Genomic DNA, 25,933 nt, shown 5'->3' on the forward strand with positions numbered 1-25,933 from the left:
TCAAGTATTTTTGATTGGCATAAGATTGCTTATAAAATAATGCTTTATAGAAAATTCTGTTTTTGGGCATCTGCACAGAAACAGAATTTTTTGTTGCTCATCAAGACTAATTTGGATAGACAACCATCAAATAATTGGTACAGCCACTCACCCAATAAAAAAAACCGTCCACTCGGTCGGTTTTTTTATTATAATGCAGTTAATACTTTACAGTTGAAATTCATGCACCGCATCAACAAACACTTTGGCATGATCTGGATTTGCCCACTGAGTGATACCATGGCCAAAGTTCGCTACATAACCTGTATGGATACCGCTAACATAGACATCGCTTAGCATATGTTGCACCGCTTGGCGGATACTCTCAGGCGTTCCGTATAGGGTAGCAGGGTCTAGATTGCCTTGAATCGCCTTGGTACGACCCAATGCCACACGAGCCTTATCTAATGGCATGGTCCAGTCAAAACCTAACGCATCTGCCTTGCTATCTGCTTGCACATCAACCCATAAACCGCCACCTTTGGTAAACATAACCACAGGTACATCAGGATATTTAGCTTTTAGGACATCGATGATACGGCGGTTATATTGATGGCTAAATTCAATAAACTGGCGATGACCTAACGCCCCACCCCAACTATCAAAAATCTGCACAAGGTTCGCCCCTGCAACAATCTGAGCACCCAAATACTCAGCTACTGCATCAGCGATTTTATCCAATAATGCGTGCAACAACTCTGGGCGTGCATACATCATTTCTTTGGCATGGCGATATTCTTTTGAACCACCACCTTCTATCATATAAGTCGCCAGCGTCCAAGGCGAACCACTAAAACCAAATAATGGCACTTGCCCACCCAAAGCATGACGAATACTCGTTACCGCATCAGTAACATAGCTTAGATCTGCCATGTTTAGCTTAGGTAGGGTGGCTATATCAGCTTCGGTGCGGATGGTTTTTTGAAATCTAGGACCCTCGCCTGCTTCAAAGTACAGACCCAAATCTAAAGCATCAGGTACAGTCAAAATATCACTAAATAAAATTGCCGCATCCAACTCAAAACGACGCAAAGGTTGTAAAGTTACTTCAGTAGCACGAGCCGTGTCTTTGCACAAGCTCAAAAAGTCACCTGCTTCAGCACGAGTTGCCTTATATTCTGGTAGATAACGCCCTGCCTGACGCATCATCCAAACAGGTGTGGTATCCACCTCTTCAAAACGCAATGCTCTTAATAGTCGATCATTTTTTAGAGTTGGAAAATTATTATTTGTCATAAAATATCCATCAAATTATTGAAATCAAATGATTTAAGATATATAAAATAAACACTTAGCGTATCATCAAAGAACCGCCATGTCATCACGATGCACCATAATGACTTTGTCATTATTTAAATTCAAAATTCGCACAATTTCATCGGTGTGCTTTTGAATGATGGCTTTGGCATCTTTGCTACCAAAACCTACCTGCCCCACCGCCAAACGCACTTTTTGGGTATTGACAATTTCCACCACATCACCTGCATCAAAATCGCCTTGAACCTCCACAACACCCACAGGAAGCAAAGATTTTCCTTGCTCGGTAATGGCATTCATCGCCCCATCATCAATCACGAGCGTACCCACCATACGAATGTGGGTAGCAAGCCATTGTTTTTTTGCAATCAGGCGGTCGGCATGATCGGTGGTCAGTCGTGTGCCAATAGATTCGCCGTCCACCAATCTTGTGATGACATTTTCTACCTTGCCATTAGCGATGATGGTTGGACAGTTTGCCATCGCGGCCAATCTACCTGCACGGATTTTGGTTAGCATACCACCACTACCCCATTTACCGCCATCACCTGCCACATCAAGCAAATAATCCGCCATGGCTCGTTCGTTTTGTATGAGTGTAGCATTGGGGTTGGTGCGTGGATTATCGGTAAATACACCCTCTTGGTCAGTCAAGATGATGTATAAATCCGCCCCCACCAGCGTGGCACTCATCGCCCCTAAAGTATCATTATCCCCAAATTTTATCTCACCAAAACTTACCGTATCATTTTCATTGATAACAGGCACGACACGCCACTCAATCAGCTGGCTTAAAGTTTGGCTAATATTTAGATAACGAGAACGATGAGCCAAATCATCATGAGTAAGCAAAATCTGTGATGACTGCACGCCTTTTTGGATAAGAGCCTGCCACCATGTCTCAATCAGCCCCATTTGCCCAATAGACGCACAAGCCTGCAAGGCGGACAGTTTTTTGGGGCGTTCAGGCAAGTTCATCCGAACCACCCCTTCAGCAACTGCTCCGCTAGAAACCAGTATCACCTCAATGCCACGAGCGTGGATTGTGGCGATTTGCCTTGCCCACTCATAAATGGCAGTGCGGTCAAGCCCACGACCATTATTCGTCAATAAAGACGAACCGATTTTAATGACAATACGCTTTGGTTGATTATTCATAAAACTCTCTCAATATTGCCAACAAAACCCTTGATTAATAAGGAGCATATTCCACCGCCACATCATAATCGTCATCATTCCAATCATCATCGTCATCATCCGACAAGCCTTCTCGCTCGGCTTTACGGCGGGCACGATAAGCCTCTTTTTGGATTTCGGTATTGTGACGAACCTCTTCTTCTAGACGAGCAAAGCGTTCAGCTTGTGCTTTGGCAAAATCACTATCTTCCGCTTCTCGTTCTTGTTCTGCCTCAATTTCGCTCATCAGGTGATATTTAATCTCATCAACACCTTGTCCACTGATGGTTGAAGTGCAAAAAAACTCACCCTGCCAGTCCAGCTCTTTGATGATGTGCTCGCACACATCGTTCACCTCGCCATCATCTAATTGGTCAATTTTATTTAACACCAAAATTTGTGGTAATTCACTAAGGCTTTTTGAAAATTTTTCAAGCTCATGCAAAATGATTTTGGCGTTATCCACAGGATCAGAGCCATCAATGGGCTTGACATCTACAATATGTAGCAATCTGCGAGTACGAGCAACATGCTTTAAAAAACGAATACCAAGTCCTGCTCCATCAGATGCTCCTGCAATCAAGCCTGGAATATCTGCCATCACAAAAGATTGGTGCGTACCAACATCCACCACGCCCAAATTAGGCACAAGCGTAGTAAATGGGTAATCAGCAACCTTAGGGCGAGCTGATGACACTTGGCGGATAAAGGTGGATTTTCCAGCATTGGGCAATCCAATCAAACCCACATCCGCCACAACTTTTAGTTCTAATTTGATATTCTTAGCTTCCCCAGTAAAACCTGGAATGGCTTTTCTAGGGGCTTGGTTGGTGGAGGTCTTAAAACGAGTGTTGCCAAAACCGCCATCACCACCTTTGGCAACCAATACCATCTGCCCAACTTCTGTCAAATCACCAATCACCACATCAAGGTCGGTGTCAATGATGGTTGTGCCAACTGGCACTTTTAGATAAATGTCATCTGCACCTTTGCCAGAGCAGTTTTTTGAGCGACCATTTTCGCCTCGCTTGGCTTCAAATTTACGAGTATAGCGAAAATCTACCAGCGTATTGGTGTTGTCATCAGCAACGACATAAACACTGCCGCCCTTACCGCCATCTCCGCCATCAGGACCACCTTTTGGGACGAATTTTTCACGGCGAAAGCTGACGATACCATTGCCACCATCGCCCGCCTTTACACTGATTACAGCTTCATCAATAAAACGCATGAGTTTCTCTTTAAAATTTTTTAAAATTAACTTAGCATTATAGCATAGTTTTGGGAAAATTTGATTTTATCTATCAAATCTCCGCCGAAAAAATAACCCAAAATATAGCGATAAACCTCTATTTATTCACAAAATTAGTCTATTTTTTCTCCCACTGTCTGATCAGAAAAGCCCATCACAGCCACCACCGAACAGACAGCATATATTGGTATTGTTATGGCATATGGAGTAGAATATTTAAATCACCTAAAGCGAAAATCTCAGTGCATCGGTGTTGTCATCAGTAGCGACATAAACACCACTGCCGTTGTTGCTTTGACAGATGTCAAAATAATGTTAAAATACCACCCATATCCACGATTAGATATTCATCACTTCATCTTAATAATCAAAATACGCACAAGGACATAAAATGCTTTTAATGATTGATAACTACTGCAGCTTTACCTACAATATTGTGCAATATTTTGGCGAATTGCAACAAAATATCCAAGTACTTCGTAATAACGAAACCACGCTTGATGAAATCCGCACACTCGCCCCCAAAGCCATCATCTTAGGCCCTGGTCCTTGTAGTCCAACAGAAGCAGGTGTTACCTTGCCCATCTTAAATGAACTATCAGGCGAAATCCCCATCTTGGGCGTATGCTTAGGTCATCAGGCAATCGGGCAAGCCTTTGGTGGTCAAGTCGTGCGAGCAGGTGAGGTCATGCACGGCAGACTTTCCCCCATTCATCATCACAACACAGGCGTTTTTGAGGGACTACCTAGCCCGTTTAATGCCATTCGCTATCATTCACTTGTGATTGATAAAAATACCCTGCCTGACTGCCTAGAGCTGACTGCATGGACAAAAAACACCGATGGCAACATTGAAGAAATCATGGGCGTACGACACAAAACACTAGCAGTAGAAGGCGTACAATTTCACCCAGAATCCATCTTAAGTGAACATGGCTATCGCATTTTTAATAACTTTTTGGCACGGCATGGACTATCAAAATTAGAACACAACGCCCTACCTCAGGTTGCTTAAGTTAATTGCAATCAGCCACCTATAGCCACCAACCAAACCAACCTGCAAGGATTGACATGATTACACTTGATAACATCCACTTACTTGACGATGATGAGATTCACAGTTTTTTAAGCCAAAGCCTTAATCAATTATTAAAACATCAAGACCTAGATGCCACTACCATGCGTGCGGTCATGCTTGCCATCATGCATGGACGCTGTCCTGATGCCTTGATGGGAGCGATTTTGATTGCTCTGCGTCTTAAAGGTGAGAGCATTAACGAAATCAGTGTTGCTGCTGATGTCATGCGACAACTGGCAGATAAGGTGGTGCTTGATGATTTGACTGGTGTGGTGGATATTGTCGGTACAGGTGGCGATGGAGCAAGTCTCTTTAATGTCTCAACCGCTGCTGCTTTTGTGGTCGCATCAAGCGGTGCTATTGTTGCCAAACATGGCAATCGTGGCGTTTCTACCAAATCAGGTTCTTCAGATTTATTACAATCGGCAGGAGTTCGCTTAGATTTAGATAATCAGCAAATCCACGCCTGCCTTCATGAACAACAACTGGGTTTTTTATTCGCTCCCAATCACCATAAGGCAATGAAGCACGCCATCGGTGTCAGAGCCCAATTAAAGGCACGCACTATCTTTAATGTATTAGGTCCACTGACCAACCCAGCTGGCGTGGTCAATTCGGTCATCGGTGTGTTTGATAAATCTTTATGCCACCCATTGGCACAGGTCCTAAAAAACTTGGGCAGTCGCCATGTCATCGTGGTGCATTCTACCGATGGTTTAGATGAATTTAGCTTGGCAGGTGATAACTTTGTTAGCGAACTCAAAGATGGGGTTATCACCGATTATATTGTTCGACCTGATGATGTTAATTTAGCCACACAATCTTTAGAAGGATTGACCGTTAGCTCCCCAAAAGACAGTTTATCTCTAATAAAACAAGCCCTACAGGGTACATCAGATGACGCACGCATCAAAAAAGCTCAAGACATCATCGCCTTTAATGCAGGGGTGGCAATTTATGTGGCAGGCAAGGCCGATAGCTTAAGACATGGGGTTGAGCTTGCCAAACAGCTCATCAATCATGGTCAAGGCTACCAAAAATTACAAAAATTCGCCGCTTTTACCCAATCGCTAAAATCCACCTAACTGACATTTACCCTAAATAAACAAGACTTCGCCATCTTAACAATATCATCGGAAGACGCCATGACTCACCCAAACACACCAAGCATTCTACAAAAAATAGTCGCAACAAAGCACCAAGAAATCATCAATGCAAAACAACAACTTAGTCAAGAAGCCCTGCTTGACATCATTCATCAAAACAAAGATACACCAAGGGGTTTTGCTGATGCCTTGCGTGCCATTGATACCAAGCGTGGCAACATCGGCGTCATCAGCGAAATCAAAAAGGCCAGCCCATCAAAGGGCATTATCTGCCAAAATTTTGACCCCATTGCCATTGCTCAAGACTATACCAAAGCAGGTGCTACCTGCCTATCGGTTCTGACCGACCGTGAGTACTTTTTGGGTCATGACAACTACATGAAAGCCGCCAGAGATGCCTGTGCATTACCTGTGCTTCGTAAAGATTTTATGGTGGACGACTATCACATCTACGAATCTCGTGCCTTAGGAGCAGATTGCATTTTACTCATCATGGCATGCCTTGATGATGAAATAGTGTTTCGCCTGCACGCACTTGCCATTGAATTAGGCATGGATGTATTGATTGAGATTCACACTCAAGATGAGCTTGAGCGTGCCTTAAAACTTCCCAAAAGCAAGCATAATATCTATGGTATCAACAACCGAGATTTAAATACTTTTAAAGTGGATTTAGCACACAGCATTCGCCTGTGCGAGCGTTTGTTTGAGGTGCTTGGTGATGATGCGTTAGTGGTGAGTGAAAGTGGCATTAATGATGCAGATGACATTCATCTTATGCAAAACAACCGCATTCACCATTTCTTAATTGGCGAGCAGTTTATGAAAACCGATAATGCTGGCGATGCTCTAGCCAAGCTATTATCTAGTATCTAACCCATCATTGATATTTTGATACAAGTTTTTATCACCAAAATTATCTACCAGTTTGATTAACCAACTGATGCCAGATAACAAAAAAGCGAATGAATTCATTCGCTTTTTTGTTATCAATCCATTAACAGAGCAATTATCCAAGTTGTGGAAATAGCGTTCTAAGACCATTGACCATAATCTCAATGGACAACGCCGCCAAGATAATACCCATCACACGATTGATGACATTAAGACCTGTATTACCCAACACCTTACTAATCCGCCCTGCCCCCATCAAGCATGCATAGCAAAACAGACTGATGGCAAGTCCTGATGCCAAAATCATCAAAATACCTACAAGACTGTTATACTCAGCAGCATAGATAATCACAGTAGAAATCCCACCAGGACCTATCATCATCGGAATGGCAATTGGCACAACTGCCACGCTTGCAAGACCGCCCACTTGACTTCGTTCACTGATCTCGTCATCGACATCTTTTTCTTGGGGCTTGGCAGGATTGTTACCAGCACTCATCATATTAAGAGCAATCAGCAATAGCAACAAACCACCCGCCATACGAAATGACCCTAAAGAAATGCCCAATACCTGCAATAATAGCTCGCCAAGCAATACAAAAAACGAAATCGTAATAAATACGGTCAAGCAAGCAGTGCGTGCCACTTTTTTCTTAGCATTATCCGAATGACCATTGGTAAAATGCAAAAACAGCATCAATGCCCCCAATGGATTGATTAATACCACAAATGCCAGCGTAATTTTAACTATATCAATTTCCACAACCATCACTCATCTTTTGCAAAAGACATCGTTCATTTAAAAACATCTTCATTCAAGAAGCAAAAACAATTCGTCAATTATCAAGCCTATCAATGGATTATCACAAACTGGTGGCGGCATAAATCACAGGCAACACCGCCTTGATACCACTAATGACAATCTCAACCGCCACTGCTGCCAAGAGCATACCCATCACACGACTCATGATACTAAGCCCTGTATCACCCAAAAATCGGCTAATCTTAGACGAGGTTAACAAAGAAATATAGCAGAACACCGAAATCAAAAATCCTGCCCCTACAATTGATAATTTTTGTGAAACCGATGGCATTTGACCAGCATAGATAATCACAGTAGAAATCCCACCAGGTCCTATCATCATCGGAATGGCAAGTGGCACAACCGCCATCGCCGCCAGTGGGCTATGCACACTAATACTATCGCCATCAGGCTTAACAGGGTTGCCACCACCATTCATCATGCTAATGGCAATCAAAAATACCAAAATCCCACCTGCAATCTGAAACGACCCCACCGAAATCCCCAAAAATTTCAGCAGATGATCGCCCATGAATGCAAAGAATGCCACAGTCGCAAATATGGTCAAGCAGGCAATTTGAGCGACTTTCTTTCGGTCTTTAGGGGTGTAACCATTGGTGATATTTAAAAACAACCCCAATGCACTAAAAGGGTTGATAAGCACCACAAAAGCCAAAATAATCTTAATCAGTTCAATATCCATAATTTTTCTTAACTACCATTGTTAATCTTTAATAAACAACTCGCAATAAACACCTATTGTAACATAAGGCAGATGAAATACTTACCAAAATCCGCACTTTATGGTAAAATTTTATTCTCTTTTTATCAGCAAAAGCACCTTACCAGTATGCAAAACACGATTGATAATAACGATTTTCAAGATAAGCACGCCATCGTTCTGTTCTCAGGCGGACTTGATTCAACCACTTGTCTTTACTGGGCAAAATCACAATTTAAAAGCATCACCGCCATCAGTTTTCGATATGGACAACGACATTCTAGCGAACTTATCGCTGCCAAAAAAATCACCGAAAATCTAGGTGTTGATCATCGCATTATTGATATTGACATCGCTCAACTTGGTGGCTCTGCTTTAACAGATCAAAACATCAGCGTACCTGATTATGACGCCCACTCCAATACCGTACCCATTACTTATGTACCTGCCAGAAATACCATTTTTTTGTCTTATGCACTGGCAGTAGCTGAGGTCATGCAGGCAAATCACATCGTCATCGGCGTCAGTTCGGTAGATTTTTCGGGCTATCCTGACTGTCGCCCTGATTTTATCGAAGCATTTGAAAACCTTGCAAACCTTGCCACCGTTGCAGGGCGTGCAGGCAATCATCTAAGCGTTCTTGCCCCATTGCAGTATCTCTCAAAATCTCAAACCCTAGAGCTTGGTCTGTCTTTGGGCGTGGATTATGCCAAAACAGTATCTTGCTATCAAGCAGATGACGACGGTCGTGCCTGCGGTATGTGCGACAGCTGTGCACTACGCCAACAGGGCTTTGCTCATGCAGGCATTGCCGACCCTACTCGCTATCAGCACTCGAAAGCACCAAAGCCACAGTGATTGCCTATGGCTTTGGTGCTTTTTAATCTTTGATTTTATTTAATGATTAACTTTTCTATACCTTTTCAATAAAATACCGACCAGTTGGTTTTTAAAAACTTTGGCTTCTTGTACAACTGTCCATTACCGCTTTATACCATCTTAACCGTGCTATTATATCAAAAAAAGCACCGAATTTACCCACCGAAATGGTATCAGCTCATCATAAGCATAATAGCCAATGGCTTTTTAAAATCAATGATTCATTCACGATTAGCCACCCAAAAATACAGGAAAACCATGGAAAATCAATTACTTGATTTATTTAACAATACCCAAACAAAACGCAAAAACAACCCTGAGCTACTAAAGCACAATCTACTTATTGCCGCCAAGACACTCATGCTAGAAGATGGCATTGCCAACCTTTCCATTCAAAAAGTCGCCACTTTGGCAGGGATAAGTAAAGGTGGGTTGTTTCATCACTTTAAGAATAAAGAAATGCTGATTGCTTCTGTATTTGAGCTATTCATCGCTCAAGTAAACACCGCCATTTTAGAAGAGATTGAGCAGCTTGGCGAAAGTAAAGGTGTGTTTACTCGTGCTTATGTGAATGTATTTTTTTGCAATGATAGCATTGGTCTATCTAGCGACTGGGCAGGCTTGATTCGCGCCATGAATGCCGAGAGCAAACTTGTTGTACTATGGTCAAATTGGCTAAATCACAAACTAAAAACCTACGCCCATACCGATGATGATGTGCGTCTTGCTAGCATCCGCCATGCAGTTGACGGGGCTTGGTTAAATGACCTATCTGATGACAATCTGCCCAAGATTCATGCTTACCTAAACAAGCTGATTGATGATATTGTGGCATAAAATACACCAAGTTGTACATTGGGTTATTTTAAGTGCTTGTTAAAACATAAAAAACACCGCCTTCGTTAAGCGGTGTTTTTAAAATAAGCGATCAGCTTGATGGATACAGCCTAGATAGCATAACCCAACGCATAGAACGCCACCAATACCACAGCGATAATCACTGTGCCAATGTTTAGTTTATGAAACTCGCCTGCAATGATGCGTCCAAGTACCAATGACGCAAAACCAAGCATGATACCAGTTACAATGTTTGCTGTTAGCACAATGAACACTGCACAAACCAGGCCACTCATCGCACCCACAAAGTCTTCAAAGTCAAGCTTTGAAACATTGCTTAGCATAAGCAAACCCACATACATCAACGCAGGTGCTGTTGCATAGCTTGGCACTAAGAACGCCAAAGGACCAAAAAACAGCATAAGCAAGAACAATGCACCCACCACAACAGCAGTCAGTCCTGTCTTGCCACCAACTGCCGTGCCTGCCGCCGATTCAATGTACACAGCAGCAGGTGCTGTACCAAACAGACCTGAGAAAATACTCGACACCGAATCAGCAGTCAATGCCTTGCCACCATTGATGATTTGACCATCTTTATCTATCAAGCCTGCCTGCCCTGCCACCGCACGAATCGTACCTGTGGCATCAAACACCGCTGTCATCACTAAAGCAAATACCGCAGGCAACACTACCGCATTTAATGCACCCATGATATCTAGGTTGAAAAACTGCGACTCACCATCAATCACTGGTAATTTAAAGATAGAGCCGCTAAATTGCACATTCGGATCAATAATCAGCCCAATCGCCGTGATGGCGATAATCACCCAAAGAATACTACCCTTGACTCGCTTGCGTTCAAGACCAATGATGGCAGCCAAACCAAGCAATGACATCAGCACAGGGAATGAAGCAAATTCGCCCATCTTGACAGGCAAGCCTGCATCATTTTTAATGACCAAACCCACACCATTAGCAGCAATGAGTAGCAAAAACAAACCGATACCAATACCTGCACCATGAGCGATGGCACTTGGCAAATTTCTCAAAATCCAAGCACGAATGCCCGTTACCGAAATCAGCGTAAACACCACACCCATCAAGAATATCGCACCCAATGCCACAGGAATGCCAATACCTTGACCCAAAACAAGACTAAACGCCGTAAAGGCAGTCAAGCTGATTGCACAACCAATCGCCATCGGCACATTTGCCCACAGACCAATTAAAATTGAGCCAAGACCTGCAACTAAGCAAGCAGCAATGAATACTGACTCAGCAGGAAAGCCCGCTTGCGACAGCATATTAGGAACAACAATGACCGAGTACACCATCGCCAAAAATGTCGTCAAGCCTGCAATGATCTCTTGACGCACAGAAGAGCCACGCTCTTCGATTTTAAAAAAAGAAAGCAAAGACATAAAACGCCTATTGAGTTTGCCAAAGTAACAATAAAGAAGAAAAAATTTACTAATTTTACTTGATGGTGAGTTTTTTTACAATTTTTAACGAATAGATTTTTGTAATTTTAGATAATTTTTTAAAAATTTAGAAAAAACACGGAGAAATTATGCGGACTTTTGCAAGTTTTTTAGGTAAAATGGTATGCCTTAATGAAAGATGATAAAGTCTAGCACTTTATACCTAGTACCTTATCTCAATCTTATTTTTCTTTTATAGCAACAGAACATTTAATATCATCCATGAAAAATACTCAAGAAGATATCACCCTACCTACTTTTCTGGTCAATCTAGTGGTAGGCGATGATGAACACACCATCAGCTTACCAAATTGGTTACAAGAATACAATCAAGGATTGATCTTGTATTTTTACCCCAAAGACAACACACAAGGCTGTTCAGTACAGGCGGTTGATTTTAGTCAGTTAAAACAAGCATTCGCCAACAAAGGCTATCAGGTCATTGGCGTATCTCGTGATGGCATCAAGTCACACCACAATTTTATCAACAAAAAAGAGCTATCCATCGCTCTTGTTAGCGATAGCAACGAAATGCTCTGTCAGCACTTTGATGTCATCAAAGAAAAGATGATGTATGGCAAGACGCATTTAGGCATTGTTCGTTCAACCTTTGTGTTTGATAGTGCAGGGCAGATGATTGCCAGCTATCGCAACATTAAGGCTAAAGATCACGCCCAAACGCTACTAGATATGCTATAAATTCATGCAAAACCCATGAAAGTTCTACATTTATCGTCATCATTAAAACATGATGAATCCGAGCGTGGCATCTACGCCATCACGCACGCACTCATGCGAGCAGGTCATGAATCTGTTGTCATTGGTGCTGCTCACGAAGATGAGGAGTTGGTTACTCGTCTTTTGCGTGATGGCACGATTTATCACCGCTTGCCCATGCCAAAAAAATCATGGTGGGCATTAAAGCATGTCTACAAACTAAGACAGCTCATCTGTGAATATCAGCCAGACATCATTCATGTACACTCTCGAACACCTGCATGGGTGCTACACTGGTCATTAAAACTCATCGCTAAGGACAAACACCCCAAAATAGTCGCTACCATGTATGGATTTTACCCGCTCAATTCATACTCTAGAGCACTATTTAATGCCGATATTATTATCACCGCTTCAAAAAGCATAGATAAATACCTAAAAGACAAACTTACCGACAAAGAAGAAGATTTACAACAATTACCCTTTGATATCATATGCGTCAAGCGAGGCATTGATGTTCGCACCTATCCCTACCGCCATCATGCTTCGGTGTACTGGCTGCATAATGTTTTTGCTCAGTATCCAGAACTTGAACACAAAAAATGGCTACTATTTCCCACACCCATTGGCACACAGTACGGTCAAGAATGGCTGGTAGATATTCTGGGAAATCTGCAAGACAAATTCCCTGACATTCACGCCATCATTGCTGAAGACTTAGAGTTCAACTTAACCGACCAAGATGTATCCCACGAAGAATTCATTCAAAGAATTCATGCATTAGGACTAGATGATAAAGTTACTTTCATCGGCAGACGACCGCCCGATATGAGAGAGTGGCTGTCATCCGCCAACATCGCTCTTGCTCTTGCTAATCATCCAGAGAGTATCGGCATCACCGCCTTGCAAGCCATTCATCTAGGTACGCCTGTCATCGGTTGGGCAAAGGGGGCATTTGCTGATATTTTATCCGCCACCTACCCACAAGGTTTGGTCAAAGAGCAGACCGCTACCGCTTTATGCAAAGCAGTCAAATCACACCTACAAAATCGCCTACGCCCCACCATGACACACGAATACACCATCGAGCAGATGACTGCTGAGACTTTGGCAGTGTATCAGTCGCTTATGCCTGAATGCAAACTGGTAAAAAATGACCGTCATGACAACTTGGTTTGTATTCGCATTGATGACTAATCCTATTTGTTCAGCCATTTATGGGCTACCACTCAATCTGGCACATCAACCGATACAAACACAACCAAACACAAAAAAATAACCCAGCTTATCTAAGCTGGGCGTGTGGGTAAATACCATCCATAGCAAACAGTCCTTTGGCAATCATTGCCGTGGCTAAAGCCACCCAATCTCCTTATCATCTATCCATGTGCATATTATAAAACGATACATGCAGACATACCATCAGCCATTACCGCCACAAAATGTAAGAAATCGCCGACAGATAACTTTATTCATAAAAATCACAAAAAGCACTTGATTTTTTATGAATAAAAGTGCATAGTTATAGGCTTATTTTTAACAACTTAACCAGTGTGATGATTGGTCGGCTTAGGCTAATAATCACACTCCATTAAAGGTAAATGCAATGGCAGAAAAATTAGTCGTAGGCTTAGTGGGTTGGCGTGGCATGGTAGGTTCTGTGCTGATGACTCGCATGACTCAAGAGGGTGATTTTGAGCATATCACACCTGTATTTTTTTCAACCAGCAACGCCGGTGGTCAAGCACCGAACTTCGGAGTTGATGCAGGTACACTAAAAGACGCTAACGACATTAACGAACTTGCCAAATGCGATGCCATCATTACCTGTCAAGGTGGCGACTACACCAAAGCCATTCACCCTGCCCTACGCCAAAGCGGTTGGCGTGGCTACTGGATTGACGCAGCAAGCTCTCTACGCATGGACGATGATGCAGTCATCATCTTAGATCCTGTGAATCGTGATGTGATTGATCAAGCTCTAGCCAACGGTCAAAAAGATTTCATTGGTGGCAACTGCACAGTGAGCCTGATGCTCATGGCAATTGGTGAACTTTTCCGCCGTGGATGGGTTGAATGGGTGTCTGCCATGACTTATCAAGCCGCCTCTGGTGCAGGTGCCGCCAATATGCGTGAGTTAATCACAGGTATGGGTGTACTGCGTGATAGTGTTGCTGACGAGCTTGCCAACCCTGCTTCTGCCATTTTAGACATCGACCGCACCATTGCTACCACTCAGCACTCGGACGACTTTCCAAAACAAAACTTTGGTGCAGTCTTAGCAGGTAGCCTAATTCCTTATATTGATAGTCAGCTTGATAATGGTCAATCTCGTGAAGAGTGGAAAGGTCAAGCCGAAACCAACAAAATCCTAGGAAAATCAGGTAATGAACTCATCAATATTGACGGCATCTGTGTGCGTATCGGTGCGATGCGTTGCCATAGCCAAGCCCTAACCATCAAACTAACCCAAGACATTCCACTAGAACAAATCGAACAAGCCTTGCGTGAAAGCGATAATCCTTGGCTTGATGTGGTTGAAAACGACAAAACTGCTAGCATGGAACGCCTAACCCCTGTAGCAGTTACTGGCACACTAAATGTAGCGGTTGGTCGTTTGCGTAAAATGAATATGGGTGGTGAGTACCTAACAGCATTCACCGTAGGCGACCAGCTATTGTGGGGTGCTGCTGAGCCACTTCGTCGTATGCTCGCCATCATTCAAGGTCGCATTTAATCCTTGTAAAGAATACAAAAAAGCATGCTATTTTGGCGTGCTTTTTATGTTATGATATGCATGATTTTAGCTTTGTTGTCTTATCAAAACCATCATGAATCACACCACCCACATCATCTATGCTGGCGGAACTTTTGGTAGTCATGGCACACCACTATCGCCCTTGCCTGCGGACGAATTTTTGCCAATTTTAAAAACACAATTCTCCGATAAATTACCAAACATCACCATTGATATTTTACCCAATTTACTCATCAAAGACAGTAGTACACTCACTCCAAGTGATTTTGTGCATTTATACAGCTTAATCTTGCAGGCTTATGCGGTCGGTGGTCGGCGTTTTGTACTAATTACAGGCACAGACAGCCTAAGTTTTTTGGCGGCATTTTTAGCCAATGCCTTTAGTGATTTTAAAGACATTAGCCTGATTATTACAGGCAGTATGCAACCATTGTTCATCGCTGACAATCCCATCTACACCATCAATGAGAGTTCAGATGCTTGGGTAAATTTATCAGCAAGCATCATGGCTACAACCGAACACACAGGGGTATTTGTGCAATTTTATCACAAGCTCATGTATGCCCTTGACACCCAAAAGTTAAATAGCCAAAATCACGATGCATTTATTGGCAAATTGGTAAATAATAAAAAAACCGACCAAACGGTTTTTAATCAGAAACCATTCAGCATACAGTTAGTGATTGATGACAGATTGGCTCACCTGCCAAAGCTAATCGCCAACGCCAAACATACGCACATCACTGCCATATATTGCCTTCCCAATGATGTTGCCAACTTAGAACATCAACTAAGGCATCTAAGCGGTAATACCAAGTCAGTCATCTTAATCGGCTTTGGTGCAGGCAATGTGCCATCATCACCCACACTAATTGACCAAATAGTAAAACTTACCCAACAAAATATCCGAATCATCTGCACCACCATGTGTGCTTTTGGTGGCACGACCGCCGACTACGCATCGGGGGCTTGGCAGTATGAATATGGGGTTGAGGCAAGCGATAAAGGCATTGCCGGTATCTATGGTCAGACACTTTGGCAGGTTTTACAACCATGACAGACAATCTAAAACAAACTGCACCAACGGTATTGGTCGTACAACCTAACCAAAAACAGGTGCAAACTTATGCCATTGGCATTGAGTTCATCGGTACAAATTATCGTGGCTGGCAAAGACAGCAAGAAGTAGACAGCGTACAAGCACGCCTAGAATCCGCCATATCCACCATCGCCAACGAAACTGTAGAAGTTATCGCTGCAGGTCGTACCGATGCTGGCGTTCATGCAGGCAATATGATTGCACACTTTACCACCACTGCAAACCGTACTGAGTACAACTGGATGCGTGGGGTAAACACCCTACTACCTGATGACATCGCCTTACGCTGGATTACCCCCATGCCGTCCGATTTCCACGCACGCTTTAAGGCGATTGCTCGTCGCTATCGCTACATCACACTCAATCAGCCTTACCGCCCTGCTATCTTGCGTCATCAGGTAACCCATGTTTTTGAGCCACTTGATATAGATCAGATGGTACAAGCCAGTAGACTTTTGGTTGGCACGCATGACTTTACTAGCTTTAGAGCAGCACAGTGCCAATCCAATCAACCTGTACGCACAGTCAGTCATACCCATCTATTTCAGCATGGAGCATATCTGGTGCTAGACATACAAGCTGATGGCTTCTTGCATCACATGGTGCGAAACATTATGGGAGTACTGTTTGCCATTGGCAAAGGCGAGCTTAAGGCAGATGATGTTACACGATTGATTCATGCCAAAAACCGTTGTCTTGCCCCACCAACCGCCCCTGCTGATGGGCTGTATTTCATCAATGCCTACTACCCCAAGCACTTTCAAGAGTTACTACCAAATGCACCATTGACACCATTATGGCTTGGGCTTTTAGATGATTTTCACATCAACCAAAGATAAGGTCATATAAAGATGGACCAGTCATGTTATTTTATCGCTTGCCTAGCCCATCAGACCGCACTGCACATCTCTAGCAGATACCAACCATCGCATTAAGAAAGCAAGGGTAAAACCTAGCTTTTCATAAAAATATCAGCTATAATACCCCTTTATTTTTTAACTTAATTTGACTTATGGCAAAAAAAGACGACATCATCGAATTTGAAGGCGAGGTAATTGACACCCTGCCAAACACTCTATTTAAAGTCCGCCTAGATAACGGACATGAAATCATTGCCCACATCTCTGGTAAAATGCGTAAGCACTACATTCGCATCTTAACAGGCGATAAGGTGAAGGTTGAGATGACCCCATACGACCTATCTAAAGGTCGCATCACCTATCGTGGTAAATGATCAAAACCCAGTCTTTTGACTGGGTTTTCTTTATCAATCACGATGGCTTGTCTGTGAACTTGGTTGAGTATGGCTTAAGTGAGTTTGTCGCTAGCCGTATGTTTGGCAAACCTTGCCAAACATTTAGCACATCATTGTACCACCCCAAACAGAAGGCTTTGCCATTAAAAACCACCCCAAAGGTTAGAGTTTAGATATCCAACTCCAACCCTTGGGGTGTAGTTCAACTTCGGTGGTTTCTTGTATTGGGTAACACTGACTTTTAAGTACACACCATAAACATCTCTTTTATCCATGCACCAATTGACTTAATTTGTGGCAAACACACCTGATGTGTCATTGGATAGGTGCTAAAAACAGGGGTTAGACCCAAGTTATCTAGCGAATTTTTTGCCTGCTCGCCTAAGATTTTTGGAACAATATCATCATAATCACCATGATCAATTTTTACCAAAATATCGCCGTTCACACCTGCATCTTTGATGCTGTCTTTAGTGGCAAAATAGGTGGATAACGCCAGTAAGCCTGCAATCTGGTATGGTGTGGTAAAAGCATGGTGATACGCCACCGCACCACCTTGCGAAAAGCCTGCAATGATGATATTTTGACTAGGCACACCTTTTTTAATCTCTTGCTCAATCAAATCATCAATAGCACGAGCAGACGATTCAATCTGTGCTATATCCACCTTTCTATCCAAACTCATCTCGATGATATCATACCAAGCAGGCATCACATAGCCACCATTGACCGTTACAGGAATTTGTGGTGCGTGCGGAAATACAAAACGCACTGATAAATCGCCTAAGTCAAGCTCAGGCACCACAGGTTCAAAGTCATGACCACTTGCCCCAAGCCCATGTAGCCAAATCACGCTGTGGCGGATGGGGGAATTTGTGGGATTATGTTCCACCATGACGCATGATAAAGGCTGATGCTTGACCGATTTGTTCATTTTATTATCCTAATTTTATCTTAACCAATGCACACTAAAACAATTTTAGTCGTACAGTACCCACTCATCAGTAGGTAGTAAATACCGCACCATCATATCACAAAGTCATCATATTTATCCAGATTTGCAAAAACCACATGGCAGGTGGTGAATTTTCCCCATTTTCAACAAAAAATCGTTATAATAAGCACCTTATATTTCATTTTATTTTTAAGGTCAAACATCATGCAGTGGAAAGGTCGCAGACAAAGCAGTAATATTGAAGACCGCCGTGGTAGTACACGAAAAGTCGGTGGTGTGAGTATTATTGGCTTGATTTTAGCACTCATTGTTTGGAAAATTTTTGGTATCAGTCCAGAGACCACCTTGGGCATTACCGAACAAATCACTCAAAATAGCCAAATCACCCAAGCCCCCACCCAAGAAACCGCTGAACAAGCTGAGACTCGTGCTTTCGTTGCCACCGTCTTGGCGGATACCGAAGATGTCTGGATACCGATTTTTAATCAGCTTGGTGGTACTTATCAACCGCCCAAACTTGTCATGTTTAGTGGCACGGTCCAGTCTGCTTGCGGTTCTGCAACTTCAGCCAGCGGTCCTTTTTATTGCCCTGCCGATCAAAAAGTCTATTTAGATACTAGCTTTTTTAAAGCAATGCGTACACAAATGGGCATCTCTGGCGAGAAAAACGCCACCGAGCTTAGCCAAAAAGACCAAGCAGCTGATTTCGCTCAGGCTTATGTCATTGCCCATGAGGTCGGTCATCATGTACAAACCTTACTAGGCATATCAAATCAAGTACGCCAAGCTCAAAGTCAAACAGATCAAGCGACCGCCAATAATCTATCAGTACGCCAAGAACTACAAGCAGACTGTTTTGCTGGGCTGTGGGCAAGACATAATCATGAACGCACGCAATTTCTACAAAAAGGCGACATTGAGGAAGCTTTAGATGCCGCCGAAAAAATCGGCGATGACTATTTACAACACAAATCACATGGGCACGCCGTACCAGATAGTTTTACACATGGCACAAGCAAACAGCGTCAGCGTTGGTTCTATCGTGGTTTTGAGTCTGGCGACATTAAGCAGTGCGACACTTTCGCTACTCGCCAATTATAATTATAAAAACGCCATCAACTTGTTTTGATAGCGTTTTTATGCTTTTAGTCATGTAGTTCATAAAATTGACAATATATAGCGTATTCCTTAAAGAATACTTTGGCAAAACTGCACTCTTTGATGATTATCTAATTGCCCCCTGATAGAATCAACTGCTTCACGCAAACCATGATACAATATCGTATTTTGTTTACCAGTTGAACAATAAAATGGTAGTATAACACCAGCTCTTTTGTGTTTAAAAACCAGATAAGTAGTACTACCATCTGCCGGTATCTGAAGTGCAAATGGTTTAATTATATATTTAATATCTGTGCCATTAAGATAGATTTCAATATCATAATTTCTACATATTTTAAATGTACACTTAGTATATTGCTCAGATAGTATTTTAACTTGTTGTTGCACTTTGTCAGATTGCATCTTTTGTCTTTGCATATACTCTTTAATCCCTAAATACCATGATTTCATTATTAAACCCCATCAATTATTAGTTCAGCTGTTAAAAGACTTGGATAAGCATGAATACACTAACCTTACCTGAACCACTAAGTTCACTATTAACTCAGTTTTTAACTCAGCATACCAACTCGCCCATCGTCATTGATCCAAATATTTTAGCTTATCGTTGGGTTGGTAGCAAGCATGGGCAATTAATACCACTTGATGTGGTTTTTGGAGTGGACTTAGATGACCTTATGGGCATTGAGACCCAAAAAGACAAGCTAATTACCAACACATGCCAGTTTCTATCAGGACTGCCTGCCAATCATGTGTTAATGACAGGCTCTCGTGGAGCAGGTAAATCATCATTGGTGCGAGCTCTACTCAAACGCTATCATAGTGCAGGACTGCGAGTCATCGAAGTAGCTCGTGATGATTTGGTACATCTGGATCAAATCCGTCAAGCCATCAAAGCATCACAACAAGCAGACAATACCAACCACTACATCGTGTACTGTGATGATTTGGCATTTAATACTCAAGATGAAAACTACCGCACCCTAAAAAGTGTACTTGATGGTGCTTTAGATAGTGAACAAGAAAGACTGCTTGTGTACGCCACCAGCAATCGCCGCCACCTACTGCCACAGATGATGAAAGACAACATCAATATCTACAACGGTCAGACTGATGAGGTCAATCCCTACGAGACCATTGATGAGACCGTCTCATTATCAGATAGATTTGGTCTATGGCTATCATTTTATCCAATGAATCAAGACACCTATTTAAACATTGTTGCAAACTATCTTACCAAACATGGCTTGGCATTTGACGAGATGGCACAGCAAGAAGCCCTAAAGTGGGCAAGCACTCGTGGCAGTCGTTCTGGTCGCATTGCTTATCAATTTAGTCGCCATTGGGCAGGCATGAACCAACTACAACAATAACCGCCATACTCATTAACCATACCAATAATAAAAAACACACCATTAAGATGTGTTTTTTATTATTGGTATGGTTAAAAAAGGCAATTATGCGTCATAAGGGTCTCTTAGCACAATCGTCTCCGCACGGTCAGGACCTGTTGAGATGATATCTACAGGACAACCAACCAACTCTTCAATACGCTTGATATAAATCTTGGCATTCTCTGGCAAATCTTCAAACTTGGTAATTCCAATGGTTGATTCGCTCCAGCCTGCTAAAGTTTCATACACAGGCTCAACTTTCTCATAGAACTCTGCATCATAAGCCCCTGCACATTCGCCCTCTGGCACACGGTATTTAGTAGCAATCTTAATCTCATCAAGACCATCTAGCACATCTAGCTTGGTTAAGCAGATGCCCGACATTGAGTTTAGCACCACCGCACGACGCAGGCTGACTGCATCAAACCAACCGCATCGGCGAGCACGACCTGTGGTCGCACCAAACTCATGACCTACTTTTGCTAGGTGCACACCCACTTCATCAAATAGCTCGGTTGGGAAAGGACCTGAACCCACACGAGTGGTATATGCCTTGGTAATGCCAAGCACATAATCAAAATACAAAGGACCCAAGCCTGTACCTGTCGCTACACCGCCTGCTGTCGTATTTGAGCTGGTAACAAATGGGTAAGTACCATGATCAATGTCAAGTAGCGTGCCTTGTGCTCCCTCAAACATTAAGTTTTCACCAGCATTACGGCGTTTTTCTAGTTCATCAGTCACATCAACAACCAAATCCCTAAGTTCATCTGCCCACACTTTGCACAGCTCAAGCGTTGCATCATAATCGATGGCCTCCACCTGATAATATTGAGTTAAGGAAAAGTTATGATATTCTAACAGTGCTTCTAGCTTTTGGGGCAAATCCGCTCTAAATAGGTCAGCCACTTTTAAGGCACGGCGAGCCACTCTGTCTTCATAAGCAGGGCCGATGCCACGACCTGTTGTGCCGATTTTGGCATCGCCACGCTTTAGCTCACGAGCTTGGTCTAGTGCGGTATGATATGGCATGATGAGTGGGCAAGCAGGCGAGATACGCAGACGCTCACGCACAGGCACGCCTTTTTCAATCAAGCCGTTCATCTCTTTTAACAATGCATCAGGGGCAAGCACAACACCGTTACCAATAAAACAAGTAACCCCCTCACGCAAGATGCCAGACGGGATTAAGTGAAGTACAGTCTTCTCGCCACCAACAACCAATGTATGACCTGCATTATGACCACCTTGATAGCGTGAGACTGCTGTTGCTTTTTCGGTCAAAAGGTCAACAATCTTACCCTTGCCTTCATCGCCCCATTGGCTACCCAATACTACGACATTTTTACCCATAATCTTTCTTCCTCAGTTAACAATCATTTTAATTCTGTTGTATCGCCAATCATAGCAATAATAAAAAATTATTCAATCGGTGCCATCAAGCCACTAGTCATCACCAACCAACTGTACCACCCACACTCCATCATCAAGGTGTAATACGCCATCAATCATTTGCGGTTTGTCATCAAAGGATAGTGGCTTGATAACGATACAGCCCTCATCTTGAAGTGTAGCAATTTGTTTGTCTAGGTCGTCTTTTTGGTCATTATCGGCACGGCACAAATCATCATAATCCACTACAATCACAGTATCTTCTTGTAGTTCAACATATTCAAGCAGGCGATTCATATCCATACTAAAACCTGTTGCCTGTCGCCCTGCTCGTGCACAAAAACGCCCACCACGCACCAAAGGTTGTGTCTGTGCGATGACCGAACGATTCAAATAAACATTAAACACAAGTCCTGTATGGTAGTGATAACCAGACAGCTCAGTAATATCAACACTAACGCTCATGCCCAGTGCTTTGATGTGCGATGACAAAGTGGCAATCTCAGTCGCCGCTTCAACAATCGGCGTGCTATCTTGAGCATTTTTGGATAATTTTGACAATAGATTGTTTGCATCAGGTATGGCATCTTGGGCAAGCGTGTGCCGAGCAAGCACCAAAAAATCTGCCCCACCTTCAATAGATAGGCACAATGTCTCAAGTTCGGGCAAATCTTTTTTGATATACAACGACATAAGCGTATCAATGACCGACTCTTCGGTATGATGTAGCGTGCATAACGCATCAAAAATCACCACATGACCAACATCAATATGCAGATTATCACGGCTCATGCCAATCTCATCGGTCAATGCCACCAATAGATCAATGAGTGCCATCTCGGCATTGACATGGCTTACCCCAAAAATCTCCGCCCCTAGCTGAAGTGGTGTACGCAGTCCAAACAGTCCATTAGGCAGCGTCTTAACCACCTGACCAATATAGCAGTAACGACTCACTCCATCGCCATGCTGTGCGTCAATACGAGTAATCTGTGGTGTAATATCCGCTCGCACGCCCATCATGCGACCTGTGAGCTGATCCACCATCTTGAAAGTCTGACGCTTTAAATCCTCATCAGCACCACCAAGCAAAGTCTCGGTATATTCAATCAAAGGCGGTGAAACCAACTGATAACCATTGGCAGTTAGAACAAATAGTAGTGCATCTCGCAGACTTTCTTGTTTTTGAGCATCTTTAAATAATACATCTACCACGCCATCTGGCAAAAGCCAGTTTTTGGCATCAGTACGCTGTAGGCTAGTAGCCATCGTGCAGGTCGGCACAACAAACCCCTATTCATTAGTGATGGATGAATAAATAAAAATAGCAAGTCATCACTTGCTAGAAAAAACACCCTACGCTTATAAAAAGACCATTAGGGTTTTGATTGGTTTTTTCCTCCTTAGTTTATCATTAAATTACTAATACGACTAGGCTAAATTATAAATTATTTTAACAAAGTATCACTCAAACAACGATTTTTTAGAATCTTTCTAAACATACAGCCCAATCAACCACTGGGTAATTTTATGGTATTTATACAATACCCACCTTTAATCATCATTACCAATTCGTTAATTTATGATGAAAAGTGGCGTAAATATTGCTATAATACGCCGATTTGCATCACATTATTTTACACCAAGGGGAGTAGCCATGCCGAATAAGCACCACACGGACGATATGAACACCCCCAAATGCGATACCATTGAAGAGTATCTCAATGCACCAAACGAACCATCAAGACACCCTACTACACCAACCGATGATGAACTGACCGAAGAGTATGATGAAGAGTTGTCATTAGACAGCCAAGACAGCTATATCTATGGCGATGCTGATGCCACCGATGAAGACACCATCGAAATCATGACGGTGTACGACCCAGATGCCGATCGCTTTGAAGACCTAGAAGACTCTGGCGATAATGAAACCATTGTCTGCTATTCTTATTCTAGAAAAACAGGCGAGCCCATAGAGCAGTTGCACATTGATGATGTCAGCCGTGCCTTAACCAACAACAATCAATTCATCTGGCTTGGTCTGTATGATCCTAGCATTGAGACCGTTCAAGAAGTCAAAGATGCCTTTGACTTACACGAACTTGCCTTAGAAGACGCCCTTGCTGAACACCAACGCCCAAAGGTTGAAAGCTATGGTCATGATATGATTTTTGTGGTGGTGCGTACCGCAAAACTTGAGGACAATCAAATCCGCTATGGCACAACAGCCATATTTATGGGAAAAAATTTCATCATTAGTATTCGCCGTGGTGCTTCCAACTCTTACGCACCTGTGCGTGAGCATTATCATCGCCGCCCAGAACGCCTAAGATTAGGACCGATTTTCGTCTTGCACGCCATCTTAGACTTCATTGTTGATAATTATTTACCAATCACTGACCGACTGGGGAATTATTTGCGTGAGCAAGAAAGAAATATTTTTTCATCAGAATTTAGCCGAGAAACACTAAAAAGTTTATACGAATTAAAATCTCAGCTCGTCCATATGCGTGCGGTCATTTTGCCCGTACAAGATGTCTGCAACTTTTTTATCAATCACAAAAAAAACGAACTTATCTCAGCATTCCCTGTTGCTGCTCAGCCCTATTTTCGTGATGTCAACGACCACCTACTACGCTCACTCGATGCGGTAAACGGATTAAATGAAATGCTCTCTGTCGCCATGAATACCTATACCACGATGGTAACCATGGGACAGAACGATGTCGTGCGTAAACTTGCTGCATGGGCGGGTATCGCTGCCGTACCAACAGCAGTGGCAGGCATCTATGGCATGAACTTTAAGTTCATGCCTGAATTGACTTGGCAATATGGTTATTTTATCGTCATTGGGGCGATTTTACTCATCTGTATTTATCTTTACTCTAAATTCCGCCGTGCTGGGTGGTTATAGTCAAAACCCTTTTTTCTCGGTAAGATACTGCCAATAACGGCGTGGCATTTGGGCGATGTGGTGCTTGGTGTTGATACGCTCTTTGATGGTAACATGGCGAAAATATGCCTGCCATAACCTTTGGTAAATTGGCTCTTTTTCGCCATGAATGGTGCTTGAATCGTCTAAAAGCCCTTGATCAATATCTACCACCTCACGCACACCTGCCTTAGGATTGGTGTGGTCATAAAATATCCCATAACCTCTCACCACATCAAAGATTAGCCAGCTTTGATCAGCAAACCGTTTAGCAAAAAAATCCCCAATTAACGGCAAGACATTAAAATCAGGATTAACCTTAGCAAAATACACATCATTATCCGTACATTCAAATCGTACGAATGCTTGCATACGATGCCTCTCCCGCCCAACTTTCTTGATGCACTGATGAACCGCCAAGACATCTGGGTGAGCATAATTTTGCATGACATTTTTGTTGGGGTGGTCAAGCTGATGCACCACCACTGATAAAAGATGTGTGTAGATTGTCGCATCTTCTGATAAAAATGCCCAAATCACTTGCCTTAAATCTAAAATTTGCCGAATTTTATCCAGTACACGCAAAGCTTTCTTTTCATCTGTTGGTACTTGTAGCGTGGTCAAAAAAAGATGGGGTATCTCATCATGCTTTGCAACAACAGTAATATGTCGCCCAATCAATCTATGCTCATAAGCATAAAACACCACCGACAGCCAACCCTCAAAACTCCCATCAAAGACCAACGCTACGCCATCATCACCGAACAAATCAACCACAGCC

25 protein-coding genes are annotated in these 25,933 nt (G+C 42.8%); 14 read left to right on the forward strand and 11 right to left on the reverse strand.

The features are described from left to right. Positions 1-207: 207 nt before the first annotated feature. From hemE to cgtA, 3 genes are all read right to left on the reverse strand, one after another. Positions 208-1,275, reverse strand: a complete 1,068-nt coding sequence (gene hemE, locus LU276_RS05775; protein WP_284672926.1) for a uroporphyrinogen decarboxylase — start codon at positions 1,273-1,275, stop codon at positions 208-210. Between the two features lie 66 nt (positions 1,276-1,341). After that, positions 1,342-2,454 (reverse strand): glutamate 5-kinase, encoded by a 1,113-nt coding sequence (gene proB, locus LU276_RS05780; RefSeq protein ID WP_284672927.1) that lies wholly within the window; start codon positions 2,452-2,454, stop codon positions 1,342-1,344. A gap of 34 nt (positions 2,455-2,488) precedes the next feature. Then, positions 2,489-3,703 carry an Obg family GTPase CgtA gene (gene cgtA / locus LU276_RS05785; RefSeq protein ID WP_284672928.1) on the reverse strand — a complete coding sequence of 405 codons (1,215 nt, stop codon included), beginning with the start codon at positions 3,701-3,703 and terminating at the stop codon, positions 2,489-2,491. A 412-nt stretch (positions 3,704-4,115) separates the two neighbouring features. Here cgtA and LU276_RS05790 point away from each other — a divergent pair, with 412 nt between their 5' ends. Genes LU276_RS05790 through trpC form a run of 3 tightly spaced genes read left to right on the forward strand, consistent with a single transcriptional unit; the run spans position 4,116 to position 6,784 of the window. After that, complete coding sequence (locus tag LU276_RS05790) at positions 4,116-4,739, forward strand: aminodeoxychorismate/anthranilate synthase component II (RefSeq protein ID WP_284672929.1); 624 nt, start codon at positions 4,116-4,118, stop codon at positions 4,737-4,739. A gap of 56 nt (positions 4,740-4,795) precedes the next feature. Next, on the forward strand, positions 4,796-5,887 hold the full coding sequence (gene trpD / locus LU276_RS05795; protein WP_284672930.1) for an anthranilate phosphoribosyltransferase: 1,092 nt from the start codon (positions 4,796-4,798) through the stop codon (positions 5,885-5,887). Between the two features lie 60 nt (positions 5,888-5,947). Further along, on the forward strand, positions 5,948-6,784 hold the full coding sequence (trpC, locus tag LU276_RS05800; protein ID WP_284672931.1) for an indole-3-glycerol phosphate synthase TrpC: 837 nt from the start codon (positions 5,948-5,950) through the stop codon (positions 6,782-6,784). 133 nt (positions 6,785-6,917) lie between these two features. Here the strand turns inward: trpC and LU276_RS05805 are convergent, their stop codons facing one another. Continuing rightward, positions 6,918-7,565, reverse strand: coding sequence for a MarC family protein (locus LU276_RS05805; RefSeq protein WP_284674597.1), 648 nt, complete (start codon positions 7,563-7,565; stop codon positions 6,918-6,920). Between the two features lie 100 nt (positions 7,566-7,665). Beyond that, positions 7,666-8,307: a MarC family protein gene (locus tag LU276_RS05810; protein WP_284672932.1), complete on the reverse strand. Its 642-nt coding sequence runs from the start codon at positions 8,305-8,307 to the stop codon at positions 7,666-7,668. A gap of 147 nt (positions 8,308-8,454) precedes the next feature. On the opposite strand from LU276_RS05810, the gene queC reads away from it, so the two are divergent. Together queC and LU276_RS05820 are read left to right on the forward strand one after the other, a co-directional pair. Then, positions 8,455-9,183 carry a 7-cyano-7-deazaguanine synthase QueC gene (gene queC / locus LU276_RS05815; RefSeq protein WP_418001290.1) on the forward strand — a complete coding sequence of 243 codons (729 nt, stop codon included), beginning with the start codon at positions 8,455-8,457 and terminating at the stop codon, positions 9,181-9,183. Positions 9,184-9,462: 279 nt separating this feature from the next. After that, on the forward strand, positions 9,463-10,041 hold the full coding sequence (locus tag LU276_RS05820) for a TetR/AcrR family transcriptional regulator (RefSeq protein ID WP_284672933.1): 579 nt from the start codon (positions 9,463-9,465) through the stop codon (positions 10,039-10,041). Positions 10,042-10,151: 110 nt separating this feature from the next. Here the strand turns inward: LU276_RS05820 and LU276_RS05825 are convergent, their stop codons facing one another. Beyond that, the gene (locus LU276_RS05825) at positions 10,152-11,465 is read right to left on the reverse strand and encodes an NCS2 family permease (protein WP_284672934.1); all 1,314 of its coding nucleotides are present in this window, start codon (positions 11,463-11,465) and stop codon (positions 10,152-10,154) included. A 282-nt stretch (positions 11,466-11,747) separates the two neighbouring features. Here LU276_RS05825 and LU276_RS05830 point away from each other — a divergent pair, with 282 nt between their 5' ends. From LU276_RS05830 to infA, 6 genes are all read left to right on the forward strand, one after another. Beyond that, complete coding sequence (locus LU276_RS05830) at positions 11,748-12,224, forward strand: peroxiredoxin (RefSeq protein ID WP_284672935.1); 477 nt, start codon at positions 11,748-11,750, stop codon at positions 12,222-12,224. Between the two features lie 15 nt (positions 12,225-12,239). Beyond that, positions 12,240-13,439: a glycosyltransferase family 4 protein gene (locus LU276_RS05835; RefSeq protein ID WP_284672936.1), complete on the forward strand. Its 1,200-nt coding sequence runs from the start codon at positions 12,240-12,242 to the stop codon at positions 13,437-13,439. 409 nt (positions 13,440-13,848) lie between these two features. Then, positions 13,849-14,979: an aspartate-semialdehyde dehydrogenase gene (gene asd, locus LU276_RS05840; protein ID WP_284672937.1), complete on the forward strand. Its 1,131-nt coding sequence runs from the start codon at positions 13,849-13,851 to the stop codon at positions 14,977-14,979. Between the two features lie 94 nt (positions 14,980-15,073). Then, entirely contained in the window at positions 15,074-16,057 is a 984-nt protein-coding gene (locus LU276_RS05845; protein WP_284672938.1) for an asparaginase domain-containing protein, read from the forward strand. Continuing rightward, positions 16,054-16,938, forward strand: coding sequence for a tRNA pseudouridine(38-40) synthase TruA (gene truA, locus LU276_RS05850; RefSeq protein WP_284672939.1), 885 nt, complete (start codon positions 16,054-16,056; stop codon positions 16,936-16,938). The genes LU276_RS05845 and truA overlap by 4 nt, the downstream gene beginning before the upstream one ends. A 173-nt stretch (positions 16,939-17,111) precedes the next feature. Further along, the gene (gene infA, locus LU276_RS05855) at positions 17,112-17,333 is read left to right on the forward strand and encodes a translation initiation factor IF-1 (RefSeq protein WP_029102801.1); all 222 of its coding nucleotides are present in this window, start codon (positions 17,112-17,114) and stop codon (positions 17,331-17,333) included. Between the two features lie 262 nt (positions 17,334-17,595). On the opposite strand, the gene LU276_RS05860 is transcribed toward infA, so the two are convergent. Beyond that, a complete protein-coding gene (locus LU276_RS05860) occupies positions 17,596-18,288 on the reverse strand; it encodes an alpha/beta hydrolase (protein WP_284672940.1) in 693 nt (230 codons plus the stop codon). 225 nt (positions 18,289-18,513) lie between these two features. Here LU276_RS05860 and ypfJ point away from each other — a divergent pair, with 225 nt between their 5' ends. Next, a complete protein-coding gene (ypfJ, locus tag LU276_RS05865; protein ID WP_284672941.1) occupies positions 18,514-19,410 on the forward strand; it encodes a KPN_02809 family neutral zinc metallopeptidase in 897 nt (298 codons plus the stop codon). A gap of 87 nt (positions 19,411-19,497) precedes the next feature. On the opposite strand, the gene LU276_RS05870 is transcribed toward ypfJ, so the two are convergent. Beyond that, complete coding sequence (locus LU276_RS05870) at positions 19,498-19,881, reverse strand: hypothetical protein (protein WP_284672942.1); 384 nt, start codon at positions 19,879-19,881, stop codon at positions 19,498-19,500. Positions 19,882-19,931: 50 nt separating this feature from the next. On the opposite strand from LU276_RS05870, the gene LU276_RS05875 reads away from it, so the two are divergent. After that, positions 19,932-20,804, forward strand: coding sequence for an ATP-binding protein (locus LU276_RS05875; RefSeq protein WP_284672943.1), 873 nt, complete (start codon positions 19,932-19,934; stop codon positions 20,802-20,804). 84 nt (positions 20,805-20,888) lie between these two features. On the opposite strand, the gene LU276_RS05880 is transcribed toward LU276_RS05875, so the two are convergent. Continuing rightward, a complete protein-coding gene (locus tag LU276_RS05880) occupies positions 20,889-22,178 on the reverse strand; it encodes an adenylosuccinate synthase (RefSeq protein ID WP_284672944.1) in 1,290 nt (429 codons plus the stop codon). 93 nt (positions 22,179-22,271) lie between these two features. Further along, positions 22,272-23,501, reverse strand: coding sequence for an ATP phosphoribosyltransferase regulatory subunit (locus LU276_RS05885; protein ID WP_284672945.1), 1,230 nt, complete (start codon positions 23,499-23,501; stop codon positions 22,272-22,274). Between the two features lie 373 nt (positions 23,502-23,874). On the opposite strand from LU276_RS05885, the gene corA reads away from it, so the two are divergent. Next, positions 23,875-25,134 (forward strand): magnesium/cobalt transporter CorA, encoded by a 1,260-nt coding sequence (gene corA / locus LU276_RS05890; protein WP_373628698.1) that lies wholly within the window; start codon positions 23,875-23,877, stop codon positions 25,132-25,134. Here corA and LU276_RS05895 read toward each other — a convergent pair whose 3' ends face one another. Then, positions 25,135-25,929: a TIGR03915 family putative DNA repair protein gene (locus LU276_RS05895; RefSeq protein WP_284672946.1), complete on the reverse strand. Its 795-nt coding sequence runs from the start codon at positions 25,927-25,929 to the stop codon at positions 25,135-25,137. Positions 25,930-25,933: the final 4 nt, after the last annotated feature.

The organism is Moraxella haemolytica (genome assembly GCF_030177935.1).
Classification (GTDB): Bacteria; Pseudomonadota; Gammaproteobacteria; order Pseudomonadales; family Moraxellaceae; genus Moraxella; species Moraxella haemolytica.

Bases quoted from the DNA above. Each gene is read 5' to 3' on its own strand.
- hemE (WP_284672926.1), bottom strand. From the start codon at position 1,275: ATGACAAATAATAATTTTCCAACTCTAAAAAATGATCGACTATTAAGA.
- proB (WP_284672927.1), bottom strand. From the start codon at position 2,454: ATGAATAATCAACCAAAGCGTATTGTCATTAAAATCGGTTCGTCTTTA.
- cgtA (WP_284672928.1), bottom strand. From the start codon at position 3,703: ATGCGTTTTATTGATGAAGCTGTAATCAGTGTAAAGGCGGGCGATGGT.
- LU276_RS05790 (WP_284672929.1), top strand. From the start codon at position 4,116: ATGCTTTTAATGATTGATAACTACTGCAGCTTTACCTACAATATTGTG.
- trpD (WP_284672930.1), top strand. From the start codon at position 4,796: ATGATTACACTTGATAACATCCACTTACTTGACGATGATGAGATTCAC.
- trpC (WP_284672931.1), top strand. From the start codon at position 5,948: ATGACTCACCCAAACACACCAAGCATTCTACAAAAAATAGTCGCAACA.
- LU276_RS05810 (WP_284672932.1), bottom strand. From the start codon at position 8,307: ATGGATATTGAACTGATTAAGATTATTTTGGCTTTTGTGGTGCTTATC.
- queC (WP_418001290.1), top strand. From the start codon at position 8,455: ATGCAAAACACGATTGATAATAACGATTTTCAAGATAAGCACGCCATC.
- LU276_RS05820 (WP_284672933.1), top strand. From the start codon at position 9,463: ATGGAAAATCAATTACTTGATTTATTTAACAATACCCAAACAAAACGC.
- LU276_RS05825 (WP_284672934.1), bottom strand. From the start codon at position 11,465: ATGTCTTTGCTTTCTTTTTTTAAAATCGAAGAGCGTGGCTCTTCTGTG.
- LU276_RS05830 (WP_284672935.1), top strand. From the start codon at position 11,748: ATGAAAAATACTCAAGAAGATATCACCCTACCTACTTTTCTGGTCAAT.
- LU276_RS05835 (WP_284672936.1), top strand. From the start codon at position 12,240: ATGAAAGTTCTACATTTATCGTCATCATTAAAACATGATGAATCCGAG.
- asd (WP_284672937.1), top strand. From the start codon at position 13,849: ATGGCAGAAAAATTAGTCGTAGGCTTAGTGGGTTGGCGTGGCATGGTA.
- LU276_RS05845 (WP_284672938.1), top strand. From the start codon at position 15,074: ATGAATCACACCACCCACATCATCTATGCTGGCGGAACTTTTGGTAGT.
- truA (WP_284672939.1), top strand. From the start codon at position 16,054: ATGACAGACAATCTAAAACAAACTGCACCAACGGTATTGGTCGTACAA.
- infA (WP_029102801.1), top strand. From the start codon at position 17,112: ATGGCAAAAAAAGACGACATCATCGAATTTGAAGGCGAGGTAATTGAC.
- LU276_RS05860 (WP_284672940.1), bottom strand. From the start codon at position 18,288: ATGAACAAATCGGTCAAGCATCAGCCTTTATCATGCGTCATGGTGGAA.
- ypfJ (WP_284672941.1), top strand. From the start codon at position 18,514: ATGCAGTGGAAAGGTCGCAGACAAAGCAGTAATATTGAAGACCGCCGT.
- LU276_RS05870 (WP_284672942.1), bottom strand. From the start codon at position 19,881: ATGAAATCATGGTATTTAGGGATTAAAGAGTATATGCAAAGACAAAAG.
- LU276_RS05875 (WP_284672943.1), top strand. From the start codon at position 19,932: ATGAATACACTAACCTTACCTGAACCACTAAGTTCACTATTAACTCAG.
- LU276_RS05880 (WP_284672944.1), bottom strand. From the start codon at position 22,178: ATGGGTAAAAATGTCGTAGTATTGGGTAGCCAATGGGGCGATGAAGGC.
- corA (WP_373628698.1), top strand. From the start codon at position 23,875: ATGCCGAATAAGCACCACACGGACGATATGAACACCCCCAAATGCGAT.